Genomic DNA, 24,724 nt, shown 5'->3' with positions numbered 1-24,724 from the left:
GCAAACGGAAGTTGCTCATGCAGAATATTGTTCGTGTAGTACAGAATAGGGCGCAAAAACATCCTCATCAAAAAGCCATTTTCTATTTAGAAGACGGTGAACACAAAACCGCAGAACTTACTTTAGGTGAACTGGATAAGCAAGCACAAATTATTTCTGCGCATTTACAAACCTATCAGGTAACAGGCAATCGCGTCATCCTTCTTTACCCAACAGGAGTTGAGTTTATAACGAGCTTGATGGGATGTTGGTATGCTGGTGTGGTCGCAGTGCCAATACCTTGCCCTAAAATGGATGAATTGACACACCATGAGGCATTCCTGAACGCCATTGCTGAAGATGCCGATATTGCTGCTGTTTTAAGCCTGTCTCAGTACCATTCAAGTATTGAATCAATCCTAAAAAGAAAAGTACCGATATTGGCCACTGATGTGCTCAAGACCCAATCGACCCGAAATTTTCAATCAATTTCTATCAATGAGGACACCATAGCCTATTTGCAATATACTTCGGGCTCAACTTCTGCCCCTAAAGCAGCAATCATCACCCATGGAAACTTGCAGCATAGTTTGCAAGAAACCATTAAGGTTTGGCATTACACTAAGAAGAGTGTCACCTTGACCTGGGCTCCTCATACCCATGTATATGGGCTAGTATGTGGTATATTGGTACCACTCTATCATGGAACACCCGCTTTTATTGTACCTCCATCTGCATTCATCAACAGACCTGTTACCTGGTTATCTGCTATTTCAACATATCGGGTAACACATAGTGGTTGTCCTAACTTTGGTTATGATGTTTGTGTGCGCGATATTAAAGAAGCAGAGCTTTCTCGGCTTAATTTAAAACACTGGAAAGTGGCAATCAATGGTGGCGATATTGTTCAATATCAAACACTTATGGATTTTGTTTCCAAATTCCATTCCTGTGGTTTTCAATTAAAGCAATTTTGTTCTGCATACGGTATGTCTGAATTATCCGGCGCAATCGCGGTGACGTCTTTTGGTTGCGAACCACATTGTATAGCACTTCAAGATAATGAGAATCTGCAACGACGATTGGTTAGCAGCGGTAAATTATTAACGGGATTGCAGGCAATTGCTGTGGATCCAGAAACAAAACAGCCCGTTACTGCCGGGGAAACGGGTGAAATTTGGTTATCCGGCAAATCACTGGCCCTTGGTTATTGGCGACGTCCTGATGAAACCCAAACAGTGTTCAATGCAACTGTACCCGGCAGTGATCTTCGCTATTTTAAAACCGGAGATCTTGGATTTATCCTGGATAACGAAATTTATTTAACTGGAAGATTAAAAGAAGTCATTGTTATTTATGGAAAAAAATATTATCCACTTGACTTGGAAATCACCGTAGCCAATGCACTTTCCAAATTCCAAATTAAACTCCCCCAAGTAGCATTTTCTACAGGACATGGGAATAAAGAAAAAATTATTATTGTGCAGGAGCTGTCGGAAGAAACACCTCCATCACTATGGCCTGAAATCAGGAATGTGGTTCGTCATGCCATTACCAAACATCATGGTGTGGAAGTTCATGCAGTAGTTTTAAGCCCTAAAGGAGCAATTCCCAAAACCGGTAGTGGCAAACTGCAACGAAAAAAAGCTCAATTATTATTTGATGAGCAAAATCTTGCCGTATTAACCCAGGATTCATCAGAAAAGCTCCCGGGAAATCAGAATGCAAACGGTGATAAGGAAAGTCAATTCATAAGCCTGGTAGCTAATGTACTGAAAATAAATGAAAAAGAAATTGCTTTGGATGCACCCCTGAGCCGATATTCCTTTGATTCCATTAATATCATTCAGCTCACAGCCTTACTTAACGAAACCTATCAGCTCGTTTTATCCCCTGCAGCTTTGTATGAATATTCTACTTTAGAAGAATTTTATACGGATTTATTAGATAAAAAATCGGAAAAGTCGCTATCGGTGGAAGCAAAACACTCCATTAAGGAAACAAACGACATCGCCATTATTGGAATGAGTGGCGTTTTCCCACAAGCACCCGATGTGGCTACCTTTTGGGATAACTTATGTCAGGGAAAAGATTGCATCAGTGAAGTACCTTCATCACGCTGGAACTGGCAAAATTTAACCGTACGCTGGGGTGGTTTCATTGATCATGTCGATCAATTTGATGCAACATTCTTTAATATCTCCCCTCGCGAAGCAGAATTAATTGATCCACAACAACGATTATTTTTACAAACCGCTTGGAAAACAATTGAAGATGCAGGATATAACTCGTCCACCCTTGCAGCATCGAAAACTGGCCTGTTTGTAGGCGTATTTAATCATGATTATGCTGAATTATTGCAAAAAAATGAGGTAATGGATGCCTATCTTACGACGGGCACCATGAACAGTATGATTGCCAATCGGATCTCCTACATTTTAAATTTGCGTGGGCCGAGTGAAACAATTGATACCGCGTGCTCCAGTTCTCTGGTTGCTGTTCACCAGGCAGTCCATGCGATTTTGCAAGGTGATTGTGATCTTGCACTTGCAGGTGGAGTAAATACTTTAATTACCCCAACTTCTTTTATTGCAGCGAATCAAGCCGGCATGTTAAGTGAATATGGACGTTGCAAAACTTTTGATAAAAACGCCAATGGGTACGTACGCGGTGAAGGTACAGGTGCCATTTTATTAAAAAAATTAACGCAGGCATTGCGCGATGGCGATCACATCTATGGGATAATCAAAGGAACTGCGGTGAATCATGGCGGACATGTGAATACGCTTACTGCACCCAACCCAAATGCCCAAGCAGAAGTAATCATTACTGCATGTCAACGCGCTCAAGTACCCATCGACAGCATTCAATACATCGAGACCCACGGCACCGGCACACCACTCGGTGATCCCATCGAAATTAATGGCTTAAAAAAGGCATTTCAACATTTGGCATTAGAACAGAATCTCGAAGCCTTGCCAAAACAGTACTGTGGATTAGGTGCTGTTAAAACAAACATTGGCCATTTGGAATCCGCGGCAGGAATTGCAGGAATCATTAAAACTCTGCTCGCCATGCGCCATGCGATTTTACCCGCGAATTTGCATTTCAATGAATTAAATCCTTATATTGAAATTGAGGACAGTCCATTTTATCTCCTTGATAAAACAACTAAATGGCCCAAAGCAGCAGGAACCCCCAGAAGAGCGGGAGTCAGTTCATTTGGTTTTGGTGGTACAAATGCTCACATCATCCTTGAAGAAAGTCCGGAACGCATACACGCTCCATCCCCTAATCATTTCTCTTATCTGATTTGCTTATCGGCGATGACAATGTCCGCTTTGCAGCAACGAATTGCTGATTTGCTTAGCTGGCTGGATCAGCAACAGGATTTACCAAGTCTGGCTTCACTCAGTTACACCTTAAATGCAGGCAGACGCCATTTTGCCAAGCGTTTGTGCCTCATCGTCAAGACTGTTGCCGAATTAAAGGAACAGTTAGGCTCTATTCTATCCAGCGAAGATCTAGAGCAGTATTTAGTTGCGATAGAGTCAACAAATCATGATAGCCCTGCTGATTTAAATCATATCCGCAATCATTATCTACAGGGAAAATCGATTGATTGGGGCACAATCTATGGTAATTATCAGGAAAAAATCTCCCTTCCTGCTTATCCCTTCGCCAAAGAAACTCATTGGGTGGAAATTAAAAATAATTTATCCCGCAAAGTACATGCATTGCTCGATGAAAATCTCTCTCCGTTTTCCTCATCTATTTTTAGTAAGCAATTTTCAGGGAAAGAATTTTATTTGTGTGAGCATCGAATAAATGATGAGTCCGTACTACCTGGCGCTGTATGTTTGGAAATGGCGCGTGCTGCAGCCAGTCTGGCTGCAAGTAATCAACATGCAGCTACTCTAAGCAATCTTATCTGGAAAAAACCGATAAAAACTTCGGATTGGTCCAATCCAGTACATGTCCATTTATTTCCTGAAACTGATGGTGTTTCATTTGCAATCACAAACACAGATGCGACTGTTTCTTATGTCAGCGGAGACATTCATTATGGGGACCATTCTCCCGATAGCCGCCATACTCCACTTCCCATTCAGGAATTAAAATCAGTATTGCCCCATACTCAAGATCCTGAGGCCATTTATACTTATTTTAAACATGCAGGCATAACCTATGGCCCAAGTTTTCGCGTCATTCAGACCCTTCATTTTAGTGAGACTCATCTCTTGGCCGAACTTACCCTGCCTTCCTCTGTGCCTTCCCAGCACGATGAATTTATAATACATCCTTGTTTGTTCGATGGGATTTTACAAACAACCCAGGCTTTGCTTAAAAATCGTGAGGTGCTTTATCTGCCTTTTTCTATTACCCAGATGGATATTTATAAGCTTCTGGCAAATACCTGTTATGTATATGCCCATCTGATTTCTCCTGCAGATAATCACCATATGCCTGTTTTTAATATTCAAGTCAGCGATGCTGAAGGGGCACTCTTGTTGGTCATTACGGGATTTACCTTAGGTGCGGTGCAAGACTCGATTAAACCTGAAGAAGCTACTATCGCCTATTATTCTCCTGTATGGGTTGCTCAACCATTGCATTCAGCAACAGGAAAACGCCCAGACTCCATACTGATTCTAGGAAGTAATGAGCAGTTAATACACTCAATAAAAGAACAATTGGCTGATCACGCGACATCGTGGCAACGAATACAAAATTCTCATTTTGCAGACAGACCTCCTGCCAAACTGGCTGAGGAGGTAGAGTGGGACAAGAGGTCTAATGTCATTATCGATTCACTGAGCGAATACATTATCCTTGCTCTGGACGAATTTGATGAGCCCCTGTTTTCGCCTAAAGAGATCCAAAAAAACTTGGAGCAAACCTATTATCTGGTTCATCGGTTGGTGACCCAAATCAGTAAACTAAAACCTAAAAATCCAGTCCAATTAATTTGTATCAGTAAAGGACCTTCTCTTTTTTCACGTGCTTTAGTCGGATTTGCAAAAAGCCTGCATCAAGAGCAATCCAACATTTCCTGTCGTTTTATTGAATTACATAATCTTAGTCTGCTGGCAAAGGAATTAACCCAAAATGAAATTGAAGTTCGCTACGATAAACAAAATCACCGCTCTATTCGACGTTATGAAGCCCTCCCTTCATCCATATCCCCAGCACCAATTCTCAAAAAGTCAGGGGTTTATTTAATTACTGGCGGCATGGGAGGACTGGGTTATTTGTTCGCATCGTATTTGGCAGAAGAGTATCAGGCCAAAATCGTATTAACCGGGCGTTCCCCTATGTCTGAGCACGTTCAAAAGCGCATTACAGAACTTGAAAAGCACAGTGCCTCAGTGGTTTATATACCTGCTGATGTGTCATCCTACGAGGAAGTCCTAGCCCTTATTCAAAGTACTAAAAAGCATTTTGGCGCGATTAACGGCATTATTCATGCTGCGGGCCTTACCCACGATGGACTTATTGTAAATAAAACAGTGCCTGAAATCGCAAAGGTTTTAGCACCCAAAATTTACGGCGCCTGCAATTTACATACTGCAACACGTAACGAGGCTTTGGATTTCTTCGTCCTCTTTTCATCCGTAGCCGCCGTATTCGGTAACATGGGACAAAGCGAATATGCTTATGCCAATTGTTTTCTGGATGAATTTGCTCACGAGCGGGAACAGCAAAGAGCCTTGGGCCATTGCTTTGGCCGAACGCTTTCAATTGCTTGGCCACATTGGGAAGAAGGAGGATTGCAGATTGCCCCTGAATACCAACAGGTGCTGGAGCAAACCTTAGGTATCATCAGTTTATCCACGCAACAAGGATTTAACGCATTCTTACAGACTTTGCAGTATGATGCTGCACATTGCATTGTTCTCCCGGGCTATCAACTAAAACTCCTGAGCGCATTGCAGAATAATTCCGTGTTAAAACACTCTATGAGGACTCATCCGCCGGAACTCAATTCGAATTTACGTACACAAACCAGACCTCTTTGGACACTCATTGCAGAGAAAGAAGCGCGCGGAGGCACGGAGCAATGCGCCTCTGCAGCAGAATTTCAAAAGAAGGATATTGAAGATTTTTTGAGAAAAATACTGGCAGAGACTTTGAAATGCGCACCAGAGCGTATTGATAGGAATTTGCCTTTTGAAAATTATGGCATCGATTCCTTGATGATCATTCAACTCAACCAACGTTTAGGCAATGAATTCAGGGAGTTACCCAAAACATTATTTTTTGAATACCGAAATGTAGCAGATTTAGCTGACTACTTCATGGAGCATTATGCCCATGAATTAATTCAACGCCTACCTGCTGATGCAGTAACGAAAACGAATTCAGTCTATCCCTTGGTAATCGCTCCCAAACGACTTAGTGTGACAAAAAATCCATCAAAATCGAGGGATATCGCTATTATTGGGATGAGCGGACGTTATCCTGATGCTAAGGATTTAACCGAATTTTGGCACAATCTTTATGCAGGGAAAGACTGTATCCGCGAAATTCCTCCAGAGCGATGGGCTTTGGCGGACTATTTTGATATGCATCAAGATCAGCCGGGTAAAACGTACAGTAAATGGGGCGGCTTTTTAACAGATGTGGATCAGTTTGACCCGCTTTTTTTTAATATTTCACCGCGCGAAGCCGCGTTAATGGATCCCCAGGAGCGATTGTTTTTAGAAACTGCATGGAAAACCGTAGAAGACGCCGGATATGCGCGTGACGCCTTAGCGGGGCAAAAAGTAGGTGTCTATGTGGGAGTAATGTACGGGCAATATCAATTATTTGGTAACGAATCTACACATGCCAATCAATTTGTTCCCACAAACTCCATATTTGCTTCAATTGCCAATCGAGTATCCTATTTTTTTGATTTGCATGGTCCGAGTATCGCACTGGATACCATGTGTTCTTCTTCGCTTACAGCAATCCATTTAGCATGCCAAAGCATACATGAAGGCGAATGCGATATGGCCCTTGCTGGTGGAGTGAATCTTTCCCTGCATCCCAATAAATATCTCCTGTTAAGCCATGGAAAATTTTTAGCACGTGATGGGCATTGCCGTAGTTTTGGCGAGGGTGGCGATGGTTATGTACCGGGTGAAGCCGTTGGCGCAATCCTGCTAAAACCCCTAGATAATGCACTTGCAGATGGCGATCTTATTTATGCAGTGATTAAAGGCAGCCACCTCAATCATGGGGGAAAAACAAACGGTTACACAGTACCTAATCCTAATGCACAAGCAGACTTGCTTGCTGAAACCTACCAAAAAGCCAATATTGACCCAGCATATATCAGTTATATTGAAGCACACGGCACTGGAACTTCACTGGGCGATCCTATTGAAATTGCTGGATTAAATAAGGTATTTAGCCAAAGAAAAATGCAACAATACTGTGCTATTGGTTCTGTAAAATCCAATATTGGCCATTGTGAGTCTGCCGCAGGGATTGCTGCGGTCACCAAAGTGGTCTTGCAATTACAACATCATACTCTGGTACCCTCTCTTTTTTCTGAACCATTAAATAGCAATATTAATTGGTCCACAACACCATTTCGTGTGCAACACACCGTAAGTGAATGGCAACAACCATTACCCAATGCACCACGCATTGCCGGAGTCAGCTCTTTTGGTGCAGGAGGTGCTAATGCTCATCTGATTTTATCCGAAGCCCCAGAGACATTGGATGGACCAACAAGGAATAAATCACATTATTTGCTGACCGTATCTGCCAAGACAGAAATTGCATTAAATCAACGTCTGGATGATTTGTTAACTTGGTGGGAAAACAATCCAGCAGCAGAACTGGAGCAAGTCAGTTACACATTAAATACAGGCAGAACTCATTTTGATTGTCGTTGCGCTATGGTGGTCAGTTCACTAGAGGAAGCAATTCACTGTGTACAACAATTTAAAGCACAACAACAACCTGCGCAATTGGTTCTCCAAACAGATGGAACAAATACCTCTGAAACCAGGCTATTGAGTCCCACCCTCTTACCCATCCTGATGCACCAATCGTCTCAGCCTTCCCAATATAAAGAAACGTTATTGGCGCTGGCCAAACTTTATGTAGAGGGCCAGGAGCTGGATTGGAAACAAATCCATGCAGGTGAATCCAGGAAAAAAATATCCTTACCTACTTATCCTTTTGCCAAGGAGCGTTACTGGTACTCTGATGTGGACCAATGCAGCGTAATTCAGGAAAGACAAACCGATTCGCCATTAATGCACAATGCACTCATCGACAAGGTCAGCTCGTTTCTTACTCGGCAAGTAGTCCAAATATTGAAAATGAACCAACACCGAATTGCACTAGAAAAAAATCTTGGTGAGTACGGGATGGATTCGGTGCATTTTATTGAATTGGCTAAAAAGATCGCTGAACGCTACCAAATCGAGTTTACCCCCGCCATCTTCTTTACACACAGTAGTGTGAGCTCAATCGGTCAATACCTGATGAATCAATTTCCGGAAGCCATAGCTAAAGCACATCATGAAGCAGCACAACTGCCAATTCATGCTCCTACGATAAAACCCAGGCAGAGAGTAACTGATGGAGCTGAATCGATTGCCATTATTGGTATGCAAGGGCTTTTCCCACAATCCGATGATCTTGCTGCATTTTGGCAGCATTTGCTCGCAGGTGATGATTTAGTGACCGAGATCCCTATAGAACGCTGGGACTGGCGTGATTATTATGGGAATCAAGCGCATCAAAGTAACTCCAAATGGGGCGCGTTTATCAACAATTTCGATCAATTTGATGCAGGTTTTTTTAATATTTCCGCCCGAGAAGCAAATCTCATGGATCCGCAACAACGGCTCTTTTTGGAAATTGTATGGAAAACCATTGAAGATGCAGGTTATGACCCCTTTGCCTTATCCGCGCAGAACATTGGCGTTTTTGCCGGCGTTGAGTTTAGCGAATATCAGACCTTAATTGCCAAACAACAAAAAGAACACCATGGATTTATCGCCACGGGTAATTCGCATAGCATGATTGCCAATCGTGTTTCTTACTTTTTCAATTTTCAAGGCCCAAGTGAAGCCATTGATACCGCATGCTCAAGCTCATTGGTTGCAATTCACCGTGCAGTACAAGCAATCCGTCATGGCGAATGCGATTTGGCTGTTGCAGGCGGCGTAAGCCTCATATTGAGCCCCGATACCCTGGTAGTCACCAGCCAACTGGGGGCTTTATCTGCAGAGGGTCGTTGCAAAACTTTTGCTAAAACCGCAGACGGCTACGTTAAGGGAGAAGGTGTAGCCAGTCTTTTGTTGAAACCTTTAAAGCAAGCACAAGAAGACGGGGATCATATCTATGGCGTCATTAAAGCAACCGCAGTAAATCATGGCGGCAAAGCGCAATCTTTGACTGCGCCCAATGCAGCCGCACAAAGCGAGCTATTGATTCGCGCCTATACCCAAGCCCAATTCGCTCCGGATACGGTAACTTATATTGAAACCCATGGGACAGGTACTGCCTTAGGTGATCCTGTGGAAATTGAGGGTTTAAAACGTGCATTTGCAACCTTACTTTCATCTGAAGTCAAGCAAAACTCGATTGCCTTAGGTTCTGTAAAAACAAATATCGGTCATTTAGAACCTGCATCGGGAATTGCCGGAGTGATTAAGCTGATTTTGGCCATGACGCATGAAACCCTTCCGGGTATTTTGCATTTGCATGAATTAAATCCCTATATCAATTTAACCGATACGCCATTTTACATTGCCCAAGAGACCCAAACCTGGCAGCGCATCAAAAATGAAGCTGGAAATGATATTCCATTGCGTGCTGGAGTCAGCTCATTTGGATTTGGTGGAACCAACGCCCATATTATTCTCGAGGAAGGCCGTCCCCATCAGCGAATGGCCGAAAACCGGCAAGCCAAACCCTATTATTTAATCACGCTTTCTGCCAAACGCCAGGAAAGCATACAGCAAAAAATAGTGGATCTGCACCAATGGCTTAATCAAAATAAGGAAACAGTTTCCCTACCTTCACTTAGTTTTACGCTCAATGTTGGGCGAGCGCATTTTATTTACCGTTGTGCCCTGGTGGTCGATTCTCTTGATGCGTTAGCGAATGCGTTGACCTTATTAGTTAACCATGAAATTCCCGAATATTGCATGATGAATGAAGGCCAAACCTGCACGATTCAAGGGCCAGCATTTGATGAAGTATATCAGGCAACAATTAAAGCCTTAGTTCAGCCCGAAAATTCGGATCAATATCGTCATAAATTATTTATTCTGGCGGATTTATATACAAAACACTATGTCATTGACTGGCAACATGTTTATCACGGAGAAAAGATACACCGTTTGGGTTCGTTACCTGCTTATCCATTCCTCAAACAGCGTTACTGGTATGATTTGGAATCCGATTTCATGCCTATGCCACAAACATCTATGAGCGCGACGTGCCGTGGCTTGTCCACGGCATCCATGGATCCCGCGTACAAGACGCGGGATGTAGGCTCTACGATAAATCATCAACAAACCCTGATGTATTTACAGCAAATCTTCGCAAAACAATTAGGTACTTCTCCCGAACTCATGCAAGCAGATGAAACGTATGAGGTTTTTGGAGTAGACTCCTTGATTGGTTTGGAAATTACCAATCGATTGGAAAAAGATTTTGGCACCTTACCTAAAACATTGCTCTATGAACGCAATCGATTAAATGATTTAGCAAACTACTTGCTCAAAAATTATAAAGAAAAATTATCCACACTGGTGTTCGAGGGCAAGAGCATACCCTTAGCAACACCTCTTGAAACGAAAGCAGTTAAGCCTCTAACCGCTTCACCCAAGATAAGTCATTCATCTCGTGATATTGCCATTATCGGGTTAAGCGGCACATTTCCTATGGCCAATTCTATGGATGAGTTTTGGCAGAACTTAAGTTGCGGACGCGACTGTGTCAGTGAAGTTCCTGCTGATCGCTGGGATTACAAAGAGTACCCTGTAATAATTGGAGGAGAAGAACACTATTTCCCCCATGGGGGATTTATTCCTGATATCGATAAATTTGATCCCCTGTTTTTTAATATTTCACCACGCGATGCAGGACTGATGGATCCACAAGAACGCTTGTTCATGCAATCCGTATGGTCCACCTTGGAAGATGCAGGGTATACCCGTGACAAATTAAAACGTAAAGCCCAAAATTCAGTCGGTGTCTTTGCTGGGGTGACTTATAATTTTTACCCATTATTTATCGCGGAAGAGTGGCAAAAAGGAAATCGGGTGCCTCTGGATATTCAATCGTTTTCAGTGGCAAACCGGATTTCTTATTTCCTTGATGTCAACGGTCCAAGCTTCGTTGTCGATACAGCATGTTCCTCCTCCTTGGCGGCAATACATTTAGCGTGTGAGAGCCTCTTGCGTGGTGATTGTGCCATGGCGATCGCTGGTGGCGTTAATTTGTCATTACATCCCAGTAAATATCACTTCCTGGGCAGTTTTAATTTTATGTCCGAACAAGGACGGTGTGCTAGTTTTGCTGAAGGGGGAACAGGTTATGTGCCAGCAGAAGGGGTTGGCGCTGTATTATTAAAACCTTTAGCTGATGCAATTGCCGATCATGATAGGATTTATGGGGTAATTAAAGGAAGCAGTATGAATCATGGAGGCAAAACCAGCGGCTATACTGTTCCCAATCCTAATGCCCAGGCTGCTGTAATTCTCCAGGCTTTAAAAAATGCCGAGATTGACGCACGAACGGTATCCTATATTGAAGCGCATGGCACAGGCACCGCATTGGGGGATCCCATTGAAATTCGCGGCTTACAAGATGCTTTTGAAAACTACACCGAAGACAAACAATTTTGTGCGATAGGTTCCGTCAAATCCAATATTGGACACCTGGAGTCCGCAGCAGGCATATCGCAATTGGCCAAGGTACTTTTACAAATGCGTCACCAAAAATTAGTACCCACACTACATAGCACGCAATTAAACCCTTTTATTGATTTTCAAAATTCCCCTTTCTATGTTCAGCAAGAACTAAGCGATTGGCAACCCGATAATAATTCGCCACGTCGGGCTGGAGTGAGCTCCTTTGGGGCTGGCGGCGCCAATGTGCATATGATTATTGAAGAATACATTCCCCCAATACTTCCCCAAAGTGCACTAAATAGCCCCTACGTTTTCTTATTATCTGCATTAAATGAAGAACGTTTGGCAATACAAATACAGCAAATGCATCGTTATGTGCTGCAAAACAGCCATACACGAAATAAAGAATGGCTCAGAGATGCGTGTTTTACTTTACAAACAGGACGAGAGCACATGACGGCACGATTTGCAGTAATTGCGGAAAATACAGACGAATTGCTTGCTGCACTGGCAAACTATCCTCATAACAATGGCCCAAATACCTGGATAAATTACACGACTCAAAGTAACCACCAAGCAGCTACTCACATAGAGGAATTAATCAGCAACGAGCTCTATGAAGAATTAGTTCAGCATTGGATTAATGGGGCGAAAGTGGATTGGGAACGATTATACAAACACTTACCTAATCTTATTTCGTTACCTACTTATCCATTTACTAAACGACGCTGTTGGATACCTACAAAAGAGGTAGAAACACTTCCTATAGCCCAGCCAACGCTGCAACCAGCGATTCAACTTCCCAGTACCAATACAGAACAGGTTGATGTCCAAGATTGGCTTTACATCACTCAATGGGAGAAAAATCCGCAAACGACTCAGTCTGCATCAATTCCTCAAAAGGGGAAATGGCTCATATTCTGTGAACCGGAGTCAGTACCTGCATTAAAGCAGGAACTTGGTGAACAAGCAGGGATTTATTGTTTTGCTCGCAATCAATTTGCATCAACTCATGATCAGGAGTACACCCTCAATGCCTCACAAAAAACAGATTATGAACTGCTTTTTACAACACTTCATTCCCAACACGAAGACAATTTAACAGGCGTCATCTATGTATGTTCTGTATCTGATGCAAATGAAGAAAACCATGCCGATCCAAGTCTGGCATTACTCTATTTATTTCAAGCGATGGTAAAGCATTCTTGGTCGCATCAATTAACTTTTTGTCTTGTATCACAATCGGCGCAGCAGGTTTACCCCTCGGATACCCTCAACATCTGGCAACATCATCTCTGGTCCATGACCCGTATTTTTGCCGCCGAACAAGCAAAATACCAGGCTTTATTGCTTGATTTGGATGTGAATGAAAACAGAGAACAAAATGCCAAGATCCTGATTAAGGAGTTAGGGCTTTACCAAACCCAACAAAATCATATTGCCTACCGTGCTTCCGAAAGGCACACCTTTCGCTTCATTCCTCATAGACTACCGCAAAATCACGAGGTGATTCCTTCCTGGAAAGCGCCTGTAGCAGCTTTGATTACGGGTGGCTTAGGAGCTTTAGGCTATGAAGTAGCAGAATTTATCGTCACTCAAGGAACCCGCTTTGTTTTGCTTACAGGAACAACAGAACTCTCACCACATACGTCAGAAAAAAATACATGGCTCCGACAGTTAGAAGCAAAAGGCGCACAAGTTCGGTACGCTGCGGTTGATGTTGCTGATAAAGAGCACATGCGCATAATCATCAAAGAGGCAGAAAAAACCTGGCAACAACCTATTGACGGTGTTTTTCACTTAGCGGGAATCACTACGGATAATGTCACTATTGAGAATATGAATGAGGCATTATGGCGTGACGTATTACGCGTAAAAATACACGGTTCATTAGTCTTGCATGAACTCTTTTTACAGGCTCATTTGTCTTCGTTTGTGCTGTTTTCTTCCATTGCGGCAGTTCCCCATTTTGGTATGGCAGGACTTAGTGCTTATGCTGTGGCGAATGAGTTTATGAACGGACTTTCCTTATATCGTCGTAGTATGCAATTACCTGCATCAAGTATTAACTGGGTCGCTTGGTCAGAAAAAGGAATGAGTCATAGACACAATCATGATGCATTTTTAGATGCTGTAGGGATGGCCTCTCTAAGTATTAAAGAAGGAATTGCTTTATTGAATGCCTTGCTGAGACTTAACCCCGCTGAAATTACAGTATGTAACATTCAATGGAAAAAATTTTTACACGTGAATGCCACAGCCAAGCAACTTGATTTCTTTACCCATTTTGTTGCCGAGTATGCCTCAAGCACTCAAACAGCATTTGTTTCCTCATTGAATCAGGAAGAAATTACTGCATTAGTCTTGAATTGCTTTGCATCAGTATTAGGATTAGAAGTCACTGAAATTGATAGAGAAACACCTTTCCAACAGTACGGAATGGATTCAATTACGGGTATCGATTATACCGAACAACTGGGTAAACATTTCCCTGATGTCGTCGCACCGATGGATTTATATCGCTATCCTACTTTAAACCAATTAATTGATTACATCATGCAACGCGTGCAAGTCAACTGTGCACCAGTGCCTGCGCCACTTATTAATGCGGAAGGGAGCATGGATCTGGATCTGTTAAATGAAGCACAGCTCAATGAACTGCTTGAGTTGGAATTAAACGAATTAGAGCTGACTTATGAATGATACAACTACCTTAAAAAAATCATTGTTAATGATCCAAAAGCTCAAGAAGCTTTTACAAGAGCAGAATGAAAAATTATTTGATCCCATTGCGATTATTGGAATGAGCTGTCGCTTACCTGAAGCCAATAATCCTCAAGAATTTTGGGAATTATTATGCCAAGGCAAAAATGTCATTTCACCACTTCCTGACACACGCTGGGAGCTCCTGAAAGGAACTCGAGAAATGGCACAACGTGATGTTAATTTGCCTTATTGGGGTGGTTATTTACCCCAGATTGACGCGTTCGATGCGTATTTTTTTGGTATTAGCCCACGTGAAGCAACGCGAATGGATCCACAACAACGCATTTTATTGGAGGTAGCCTATGAATCACTTGAAGATGCAGGTTTGACCGTTGATGCCTTAGCAAGCTCCAATATGGGTGTTTTTTCCAGTTTGTATGCAAGTCAGTTTAGCCACCTGCAAAAACTGGATTCAGATATGGATGCTTTATTTATTCCTACAGGAAGCGCCATCAGCATGGCAGCAAATCGATTATCGTATTTATTCGATTTGCGTGGCCCCAGCCTGGTACTAGATACGGCGTGTTCGTCTTCGCTCATCGCCATTCAATTAGCATGTTTAAACCTGCACGCAAAATTATGTGATACTGCCTTAGTGAGTGCAGTGAATATCAACCTTTTACCTTCCATTCATTCAGTTTTAGCCAAAGCAACCATGCTCTCTCCTACCGGACAATGCCATACTTTTGATGCCAAAGCAGACGGTTACGTGCAAGGAGAAGGTGCAGGCGCCATTATTTTGAAACCGCTTGCCAAGGCATTACAGGACAAGGACAAAGTCTATGCAGTAATCACTGGCGCCGCAGTGAATCAAGATGGCAAAACAAACGGCTTAACGGCGCCTAATGGTTTGCAGCAAGAACAACTATTACGGGCAGCTTATCGAACAGCCAAAACAGATCCCGCCCATGTTTCCTATATCGAATGCCATGGAACAGGCACGTTCCTTGGCGATCCCATTGAAATTCAAGCCTTAGGCGAAGTAATCAGTAAAAATCGCAGCACCGATAAGCCGTGTTGGATTAGCTCAGTCAAAACCAACGTAGGTCATTTGGAACCTGCTGCAGGCATTATCAGTGTGATTAAAACGGCTTTATCCTTAAAAAATGGTTTGGTTCCCCCCCATCTTAACTTTAACCAGGCCAATCCCCATATTCCGTTTGAGCGTTATTCTTTGCAGATTCCCCATCAACCGGAACAATTACCCAGATACAGCGATACCGGTATTGCTGGAGTAAGTGGTTTTGGTTTTGGTGGAGCTAATGCCCATCTTGTATTACGCGAACTCTCTCTAAATGAGCAGCCCATTTTTACCGATGGGATCTCCAGAGATAAAGAATTATTTACCCTTTCTGCAAAAGAAAAATCTGCATTATCTGCATTAATTGCTCGTTGGTGTGATTATTTAAAAAATAATCCGGAAACAAATTTGGCACAGCTTTGCTATAACCTCCATATCAGGCGCTCTCATTTTGCACACCGTGTAGCAATCATAACTGATTCAGTTACTGATCTTTACCAAAAACTGTTTGCGTTGCGTACCGATCCAGATGCTCGAAATGAGTTTGTATTTATCAATCACGAGCAAAAAAAATCCATTACCCCTAACCCGATATCTGAGTTTTCTACTTTGGATTTGCCTGCTTTAGCAAAAAACTATGTCGCCCATGCGCAGATTGATTGGAAAAAATATGAAGAAGAACGTTCTTATGCACCTCTGGATTTGCCGTTTTATCCATGGCAACACAAAACATATTGGCCAACCCTAGAACAAAACATCAATGAAAGAATCAATACAACCTATCCCATGCGGGGTAAAGTTCTTGCCTCGCCTTTACCCGCACGACAGTTTGAGTTTGTCTTTGATACAAAAGTAATGCCTGAAGTTCAGGATACTTTTTATGTTTTGCATGCAGGTTATTATCTGGAAATGTTAGCCTATGCAACCAAGCAATTATCGCAAAAAGCCTCTTTTAAAGTACGAAACCTCAATTATTTATCACCCCTATTAGTTTTGGATGGGAAAACCATCTTGGTACAACTTATCATCCAAACAGATGAAGAGGGCATATTATCCTTTCGCTTTTACAGCAATGATGGCAAAGAATCGTGGATAGAGCATGCAAGTGGTACTTTAGCCCTGAATATTTTGCCCTCGTACAACCAAATTGAAACCCAGGACGAACTCCTGCAACGACTCCCTGTCTCGGGAACTGGTGAACTGTTTTATAACCGAATAACAGGCATGGGCATGCCCGCCGGTGATACGATTCGTTGGGCACAGCAATATTGGGCGAATAAGGATGAACTGTTTTGTGAGTTACGCGAACCCAAGTCCTCAGAGCGAGGGAAACAATTTGTAACCCGAATGCATCCAGGTATTATTGATGCCTGCATTCAGACACTCTTTTTATTGTTGCCCAAGCAATTCACCAAACCCTATATTGCATCACATATGGGCGCTTTAGAGTTTTATGGCTCAGTAGAAGATCAGAAATATATATACACTGTATTAAAAGAACTGCATCCAGAAGGAAAATACATCATTGCTGACTGGTACTTGCTGGATAAAAATCATGAATTGATCGCTGCATGCCATGATCTGCGCATGACCGTACTCAATGATACCCTGCAAATTAACCAAATTATGGAGATTCAATCCCAATTCCAACTCGATTTATCATTGCCTTATGAAGTGTGTCAAACCAAATTGATTCGGTACTTAACGGAGCAATTTGCGATGATTTTTTCAATGCCCCAAGACGACATCAAACCCTTCCAATCCTTGCATGAACTAGGAATGGACTCACTCATGGCGCTGGCAGTGATCCGAATCATAGAAACAAACTTAGGCATCACTTATTCTTTGCCTTTGATGATGCAAGGACCGTCCATTCATGAGATTGCCGAGTATGTATTAGCAAGCCAATGGTTAGGTTCCCAGCAAGAACCTCCTGTACCCCAAGCTCAATTTGAGACTAAACCTCTTCAGAAATTCGCTATAGAACCAGTAGTGCAAGGAGACCCGGAGCACTTTCCCACGCGGTCTACTCTCTGGATCGCCAATCGAACAATACAAGCTAATGCACAAGTACGTTTGTTTTGTTTCCCTTTTGGCGGTGGCGGTGCTTCAATTTATCGCGAATGGCAACAGGAATTTCCTGATTTCATCGAAGTATGCCCCATCCAATTGCCAGGCAGGGAAAATCGAATGGAGGAACCACCTCTTGCCAACCTCGATACCTTGGTTTCAATGTTAGCCAATCAGCTTAAACCCCAACTCAACCTCCCTTTTGCTTTTTTTGGCCATAGTTTTGGTTCCCTTATTGGATTTGAACTGAGTCGCTATTTACGTCGCCATAATTTGCCGCAACCCGCACATCTATTTGCCTCAGCATACCCTGACCCGCGTATTCCCTCCAAAAGCTTGGATAATTTGCTGACAACACTGCAGCAAATGAATATTAACTTATTTGATTTAGACCCAGAACGAATCAGTGAGTTAGACGACGAACAATTAACGGCTTTATCCATAGTATTTAAAGAAAACGGCATTGTTGATTACAGTGATGAGCGGATGAATAAAAGTATTATTAAAGTCTTATTACCGATTTTTATCAGTGATATGAATATTGTAAAAAGCTACGGTTATCGTGATGAATCGCCTTTAAAATCAAATATTACCGTATTTCTAGGCAAACAGGATACTTGGGTCTCTCCAGAAGATCATTTAGGGTGGGCGGCTCATTCATTGGAACATTGTGAATTCCAACAATTTAATAGTGGGCATCTGTTTATAAGAGAAAAAGAAATAAGATCACAAGTAATTCAAAAAATTTCAGAGAAACTTCTGCGTTTTAGTACAGCAGATTCTGAGATCTAAGCCCCTCTGGACCGTATATAAAGCTGAGAGGTGTCGCCAAAACCATCAAATTTACAAAACTTGGGCGTTGAGAATTACTTTTTTTAGTTGAACTCATTAAAATTGGTGAGTAATGGCTTTATTATGACTTTAGTCCCTAGAAAATTATTTTTTTCGCTGGATAATTCAATAAACTCATAGTTTAGCCATTTGGCATCTTCTGTAAACATACGCACACAGCCATGGCTCGCACGGTACCCTGGAATGTCATTAGAACCATGAAGAGCAAATCCTTTATGAAAATACATACAATAAGGCATCCTGGCATTATCGTAGGTATTGGATTGACACTTTTCGTTTTCTTTACTAAAGACGCGAAATATTCCAGTGAGCGTTCTGCATGATTTTGGGCTATCAACACATTTATCACGACCTGAAGAGATAGGTCCCCATTTGACTAAATGCCCCTGATGGTTATACGCAGCCCAAGCCAGCTTTTCCTGATCAACAACAATTAATTTCTCTCCATTAGTATCAACTTTTAATGAAAATGGAGCAATATCGAAAAGACTTAAATTTGTTAAATTAACGGGAACTGCTATTTCTTTGCCGGGCCAAAGAACATTGTAACTACGATTCAACCGCTGAACTATATCACGCTGTTGAGGATCTGGAAAAAGATTTTCCCAACTATCACCACGAACTATTTTTAAACAATCATATTGCGAATAAGCACAGAGCGTTGGTCCAAAATAAGCAGCACTATATGCCCATGATGTGTGTAATGTCGCAAAAACAGTCAAGAGTATTTTTTTCATATTTCATCCTTGCTTTTTGATTGTTGCTCAAAAAATCATATGCATTCAAAATTCAAGTAATGAACAATATTTACCCTCCTTGATTTAATAATAGGATATTAATTTTGCACTGTCAGATTGAATATGAATCAAAACCCTTCACATAGTTATAAAGAGTTGCTTTTTTTAATTGGTTTGTTATTCAACAACACCTAAATGATAGGATGGTTTGGTTGGGTCTAAAGAGAGTACTGTATTTTCTCTCACTGACTTTCCAAACGTTTCCTTGATGGCAAAAGCTGAAATTAGTACCGAAATTATAGAAAATATAATAACGAGAAAGAGGGCCTCCTGATAATTTTTTATTTGTGCAGGATAAGGCAACATACTCCCTATTATTGGAGCACTAACTGATGTAGTTATCGCTATCATCGCATTATTAAAAGCTAACCCTATTGCCAGATACTCTTCTTTACATTGCTCTGCAATAGCTGCAAATCCGATGCTTTGTCCACTGGCACTTAAACCAAGGGCTAGAAAACTAAGCCCTGTTAGTGTTTTTCCGAATGGAAAATATATAATTCCGGAGAGGGATATTAAAGCTGTAAAAGCACTTGTGAGCATTAGAGGTTTTCTCCGTTGTAGCTTATCAGATAAAAAACCGAGTAAGGGGCAACCTAATGCATAACCTAACCATGCCAATGTTATCATGTAGGAGGAAAATACGGGAGAAAATCCTTTTTTTATTAGAAATTCCACCCCGATATTTTCTGAAAAATATTCAATAGCAAAGTAAACACAACCAGAAAAAAGTGCAATGCTCCACACCTGTTTTTGACTGATTATTTTTAATAAATTCTGTGATACTTTGATAGGTTTGGTAAGTACTATAAATTTTTCTCGAGTATTACGATTGTTTTCTACAAACAACAATGTGAGTACAGCAATAATTATACCGATAACTGCCATACTGAAAAATATACCACGCCATCCTAACATAGAGTTTTGAGACAATGTGTTTAATGGGCCTGCAGCAAGCATTGGGCCTAAGGTACCAATAAATTGAGAAATACCTATAAACAAAGCAATATTTTTTCTAGGCATCCAATCATAGACAGCAATTAACAAACAAATAAATCCAAAAGAAGAACCTAAACCCATGAAGATGCGGCACAACATTGCTACACAGAAATGTTGGGATAAGGCAAAGCCCATTGTAGAGCTTGTACAAAAAATTAAAGCAATAAATAATGCTTTTTTTAATCCAAAGCGTGCAGTAATAATTCCAATAGGAATTTGCATTACTCCATAAATGACTAAATATCCTGTTGTGCTTAACAAAGAAAAAGTCATCGGTGTTAGGTTTAAGTCATTCATTAGTTGTGTTTGAAAAGTGCCTACCACTGTACGCAATAAAAATTCATACATAAAAAAGAGTGCACAGATAAGCCAGACTAATAAACCTTTTAAATTGAGTTTATTTTCTGCACTCATTCTTGAGCCTCTTTGCCCCAGGCTTCTAAAGCGATTTCGGCTCGATTATTATCGATAAAAGTAGCTACCTTAAAAATAGTTTGTCCTTCATAAATTAATGGATGACGGTTTATACCTACCACTATTCCTTCATGCTCTGCCTTTAGAACTTCAGCTGTATCAGCACTGAAAGGATCACTAATGATTCCGATACACTGTCCTTTTTGAATTCTTTGTCCAAGCTCTACGGTACTCAAAAACACACCACTACGATGAGTACGGATCCAGTCTTGATCTTGCGAAAAAACAGGTTTGAATACATAATCATTTTGATCAGACACATCCAGCATGCTCAAAGCCTCCATCACGTTATGAATCCCAGATAAACCTAAACTAATTGCCGATTTGTCAAATCGCATTGCTTCTCCTGCTTGATAGACAAGCATGGGAATACCTAATTGTTCTGTAGTTTTTCTCAATGAATTATTTTGCATGTTGACATTGGTAATAACGGGGGCTCTAAAACTTTTAGCTAAGCACTTACTTTCAACATTATTTAAGTCACAATAAATTTGAGGCAAAATTTCATGGTTGATAGAGCCAGTTTGTAATTCTATACAAAAATCACTTTTACTTAATATTTCTTGTGTGAAGATGTGAGCTATACGCTCACCATATGAACCATTTTCTACACCGGGAAAACAACGCTCAAGATTTGTATCATTATGTGCTCTTGATGGACCGATTAACCCAAGAATATTTAAAACAGGAACAGCAATTAGAGTTCCTCGCATTCGAGACAATCTATCAGATTCGAGTAAGCGATTTATAATTTCCAGTCCATTTAGCTCATCTCCTTTAACAGCCGAAAAAATTAACAAGCAGGGTCCGTGTTCTTTACCGTGAATTACTTTTATAGGCATATAAAATGAAGTACATGAATAGAAATCAGGTAAAGGTAGAGCCAGATTAACCTGTTCGCCAGGATGAATAGTCGCGTTACAAATATTGAGTTTTGAGTTTTTCATAAGCTGTGTATTAGTCGTTATCCTTCAAGTAAAATTTACATGCTAACAATTTACTGCCAATGATGCAAAATTTGACACAGTGTGTTCTGTATGATTAGCAATGATCATATAGAGACATTTATGATAAAAAGTCTGAAGAAAACCAGAATAATCTACTCTGAAAAGTTGTCGGGTTAATGTTGGGATAAAATTTCTGTTCAGTAAGAAAATGCTGTGAACTAAGGAAATAAAAGCCAAGGGGCATGGAACCTCTATGAACATGCTTCTTTTTTTAACGTTCTACGCAAAAGTTGCGTATAGATAGGAGCATTTTTTGCAAACTGAACAACTGTAGTTGATGTTAAACAGGTAATCATTAACGGCAATATCAATAAATAATTTTGCGTCATTTCAACAACAAGAATGATACCTGTAATCGGTGCTCTTACAGAAGCAGCGAACAGAGCCCCCATGCCAGCCACCGCAAGCATACCCGGATGAATGTTTATGTCACTTGAAATTGCCTGAAGAATATGTGAAGCAGCTAATCCTAAAATGGTTCCTAAAGCTAACATAGGCGCAAAAATACCACCGGGGACACCTGTGCCATAACACAATAAAGTCATAATAAATCGAATTATAAGTAACATTATCAAGACTGAAAAATCAGGGTAAGCGATTAAAGCTTGTTCAATAATATGATATCCACCTCCAACAACGCCAGGCTGTTTATAAGCCAAATATCCTACGGTGAGGCCAATAATTAATACGTAAATATCTTTCATCCAGGGTTTCAGTTTGTCCAGGCTGTACAACAATTTCATCAAGAATTTATTAAAACACAGACCTACAATACCTACTACGATACCAAAGGCAAAGAAAAGCCAAAGCGATTGAAGACTTGGCGGGGTAAAGACAACCATCTTAATATCAGGTTGAGGTCCAATAATGATATGCAACATGATTGTTGCAAACACACAACATATGGCAACCATTTTGAAATTTGTAAAGGAGAAATTAAACTCATTGCGCATTTCTTCAAGTACAAATAAAACACCAGCAAGAGGTGCATTAAACGCTGTTGCAAGTCCTGCTGCAGCTCCGGCAGCTATAAGTGAGTCACGTCTTTTCCTATTTAAAAAGAAGATCTCACCTAACATTTCACCTAAATTACCACCAATTTGAATGGTAGGCCCTTCACGACCGAGCACCATCTTAGAACCAATTGACATGACTCCACCAATAAATTTTACAGGTAATAATCTTCGCCACAAAATTGGACGCTCATGAAGCAAAGTCCCTTCAATTTCCTGAACACCACTTCCTGATGCTTCGGTTGCAACCCATTTTACTAAAGCCCATGCGATGAAAACCATGACCATCGTTGTGAGTGCAGAAATGACACCGATATTATAACCTTTTGACCCTGCGAAATTAAACCAGCTGATTAAAACATTATTTAACCAATGGATTGCCAACTGCAACAATGAACCCACAGTTCCTGTTAATATGCCTAATAAGGTCGAAAGTACATAAAGTTTTAAGATTTTATCTCGCATCGGGCTTTTTCATCTTTAAAGGGTAGTTTGCTGCATGCTAATGCTAAGCAAAACTCCAGTTAATTTGTCCGCCAATGGCTGTGGTTTGTGTATTGGTATGTCCCTTAAGGGATGTCAAAGGAGTAATTAGATTCACTGGCATTTGGTTAAAGAATGAATGGCCTACCCCTACATCGTAGCCTAAATTTGCATTTTGTTGATAATGGGCTCCCACTGCCACAATGGTCGCACTCCCTACAGGATCGGCAATACCGCGATCACGATCGTTAGAAGGGGTACTCATAAATTGAATACCGCCACGGAATAATATTTTCTCAGTTGCCTTAAACGTAGCGCCTGCTGCATAATCAAAACAATTGTGGTAATTAAATGGAATTGTTACTGAACGCGTTTCTCCCGTAGGAGTTTCCGTATTTTCCATGGTTATTTGATTAAATGTTCTCCAATTGGTATAAAAAACCGTACCAAACCCAGTCCATCGTTTGGTGAAATCATGTTGTAAGCTCAATTGAGCTCGGGCCGGCAAAGCTGCTTTTGTTTCTTGTTGATTGGTTCTAAAGATCGCTACCACAGGTCCGATTGCAGGTGTATGTACTGTGCTATGGCCTCTAGTCGTAAGTGAAATTTTAGAATAATAACTCAATCCAATCCGAGTTTCTGGTAAAAAATCCCATAAAATACCGCCATGGCCCCCATATCCCCAACCGCTTAAATGATTTTCGAGTCTTGAGTCAGAAGGAAAAGAAACAGGCGGACCATACATATTATTTAATGTAAATGCCAAATGCAGTGCATCAAAACCCGCACCCAGAGAAAAGCGCTCCGTAATTTTCACTCCTAAACTTGGGCCTACATCAATGCCAACCACTTGAGCACGTGTTGCAGCATAACGTGCCATGGATGAGCGGGTGGAACCATAATTCGTACCCAATCCAAACGGAGTTGTTAAATTAAAACCAAAAGAAACGCGCTGAGTAAGGGGCGCTGAATAATAAAATGAGGGCATAAAAGCCCTAATTTGGCTTTTTGCTACGCCAGACTGCGCCACAGCGAACGGAAATGGGAAGGGTGGTGTCACTGCAGATCCTGTAAATCGGGCAGTACCGATGATGCCCAATGCATTACCTACTATTTGTTGACGCGACAGCTTAACAAGACCTGCTGGATTTGTATAAGCCGTACTTGCATCACTGGCAGCCGTTGCCCAATCAGCATAAGCAACACCCAATCCTGCTGAATTAACAAAAGGCAGGCTAAAATCGGATGCCCAAACTGGAGAAACTACACAGCACGAAAAAAGCGCTAGGTATAAATGAGAGACTTGACGCACGTTTTGCTCCTTTATAGTAAATAGCTAATCCCCTGTATGAATATGTACTCGAACGGTTGGATTTGAGCGCAGGTTCTC

The 24,724-nt window shown here is 41.3% G+C and carries 7 protein-coding genes; 2 read left to right on the top strand and 5 right to left on the bottom strand.

The annotated features are described in order from the left end of the window. Positions 1 to 17 precede the first annotated feature (17 nt). Complete coding sequence (locus FOLKNPGA_RS02030; protein ID WP_182351515.1) at positions 18 to 14,555, top strand: SDR family NAD(P)-dependent oxidoreductase; 14,538 nt, start codon at positions 18 to 20, stop codon at positions 14,553 to 14,555. Then, positions 14,548 to 18,501: a beta-ketoacyl synthase N-terminal-like domain-containing protein gene (locus FOLKNPGA_RS02025; protein ID WP_182351514.1), complete on the top strand. Its 3,954-nt coding sequence runs from the start codon at positions 14,548 to 14,550 to the stop codon at positions 18,499 to 18,501. Before FOLKNPGA_RS02030 ends, FOLKNPGA_RS02025 begins: the two co-directional genes overlap by 8 nt. Before the next feature lie 83 nt (positions 18,502 to 18,584). Here the strand turns inward: FOLKNPGA_RS02025 and FOLKNPGA_RS02020 are convergent, their stop codons facing one another. From FOLKNPGA_RS02020 to FOLKNPGA_RS02000, 5 genes are all read right to left on the bottom strand, one after another. Then, positions 18,585 to 19,298 carry a L,D-transpeptidase gene (locus FOLKNPGA_RS02020; protein ID WP_182351513.1) on the bottom strand — a complete coding sequence of 238 codons (714 nt, stop codon included), beginning with the start codon at positions 19,296 to 19,298 and terminating at the stop codon, positions 18,585 to 18,587. 177 nt (positions 19,299 to 19,475) lie between these two features. Beyond that, positions 19,476 to 20,771 (bottom strand): MFS transporter, encoded by a 1,296-nt coding sequence (locus FOLKNPGA_RS02015; protein WP_182351512.1) that lies wholly within the window; start codon positions 20,769 to 20,771, stop codon positions 19,476 to 19,478. Beyond that, positions 20,768 to 21,778 (bottom strand): succinylglutamate desuccinylase/aspartoacylase family protein, encoded by a 1,011-nt coding sequence (locus tag FOLKNPGA_RS02010; RefSeq protein ID WP_182351511.1) that lies wholly within the window; start codon positions 21,776 to 21,778, stop codon positions 20,768 to 20,770. The genes FOLKNPGA_RS02015 and FOLKNPGA_RS02010 overlap by 4 nt, the downstream gene beginning before the upstream one ends. A gap of 251 nt (positions 21,779 to 22,029) precedes the next feature. Continuing rightward, positions 22,030 to 23,316, bottom strand: coding sequence for a H(+)/Cl(-) exchange transporter ClcA (clcA, locus tag FOLKNPGA_RS02005; RefSeq protein WP_182351510.1), 1,287 nt, complete (start codon positions 23,314 to 23,316; stop codon positions 22,030 to 22,032). Between the two features lie 43 nt (positions 23,317 to 23,359). Then, positions 23,360 to 24,646 carry an OmpP1/FadL family transporter gene (locus tag FOLKNPGA_RS02000; protein ID WP_182351509.1) on the bottom strand — a complete coding sequence of 429 codons (1,287 nt, stop codon included), beginning with the start codon at positions 24,644 to 24,646 and terminating at the stop codon, positions 23,360 to 23,362. Positions 24,647 to 24,724: the final 78 nt, after the last annotated feature.

It is taken from the genome of Legionella sp. PC1000, assembly GCF_014109805.1.
Classification (GTDB): domain Bacteria; phylum Pseudomonadota; class Gammaproteobacteria; order Legionellales; family Legionellaceae; genus Legionella; species Legionella resiliens.
Note: the sequence above shows the minus strand (reverse complement) of the source record. Positions and strands in the feature narration are given on the sequence as shown.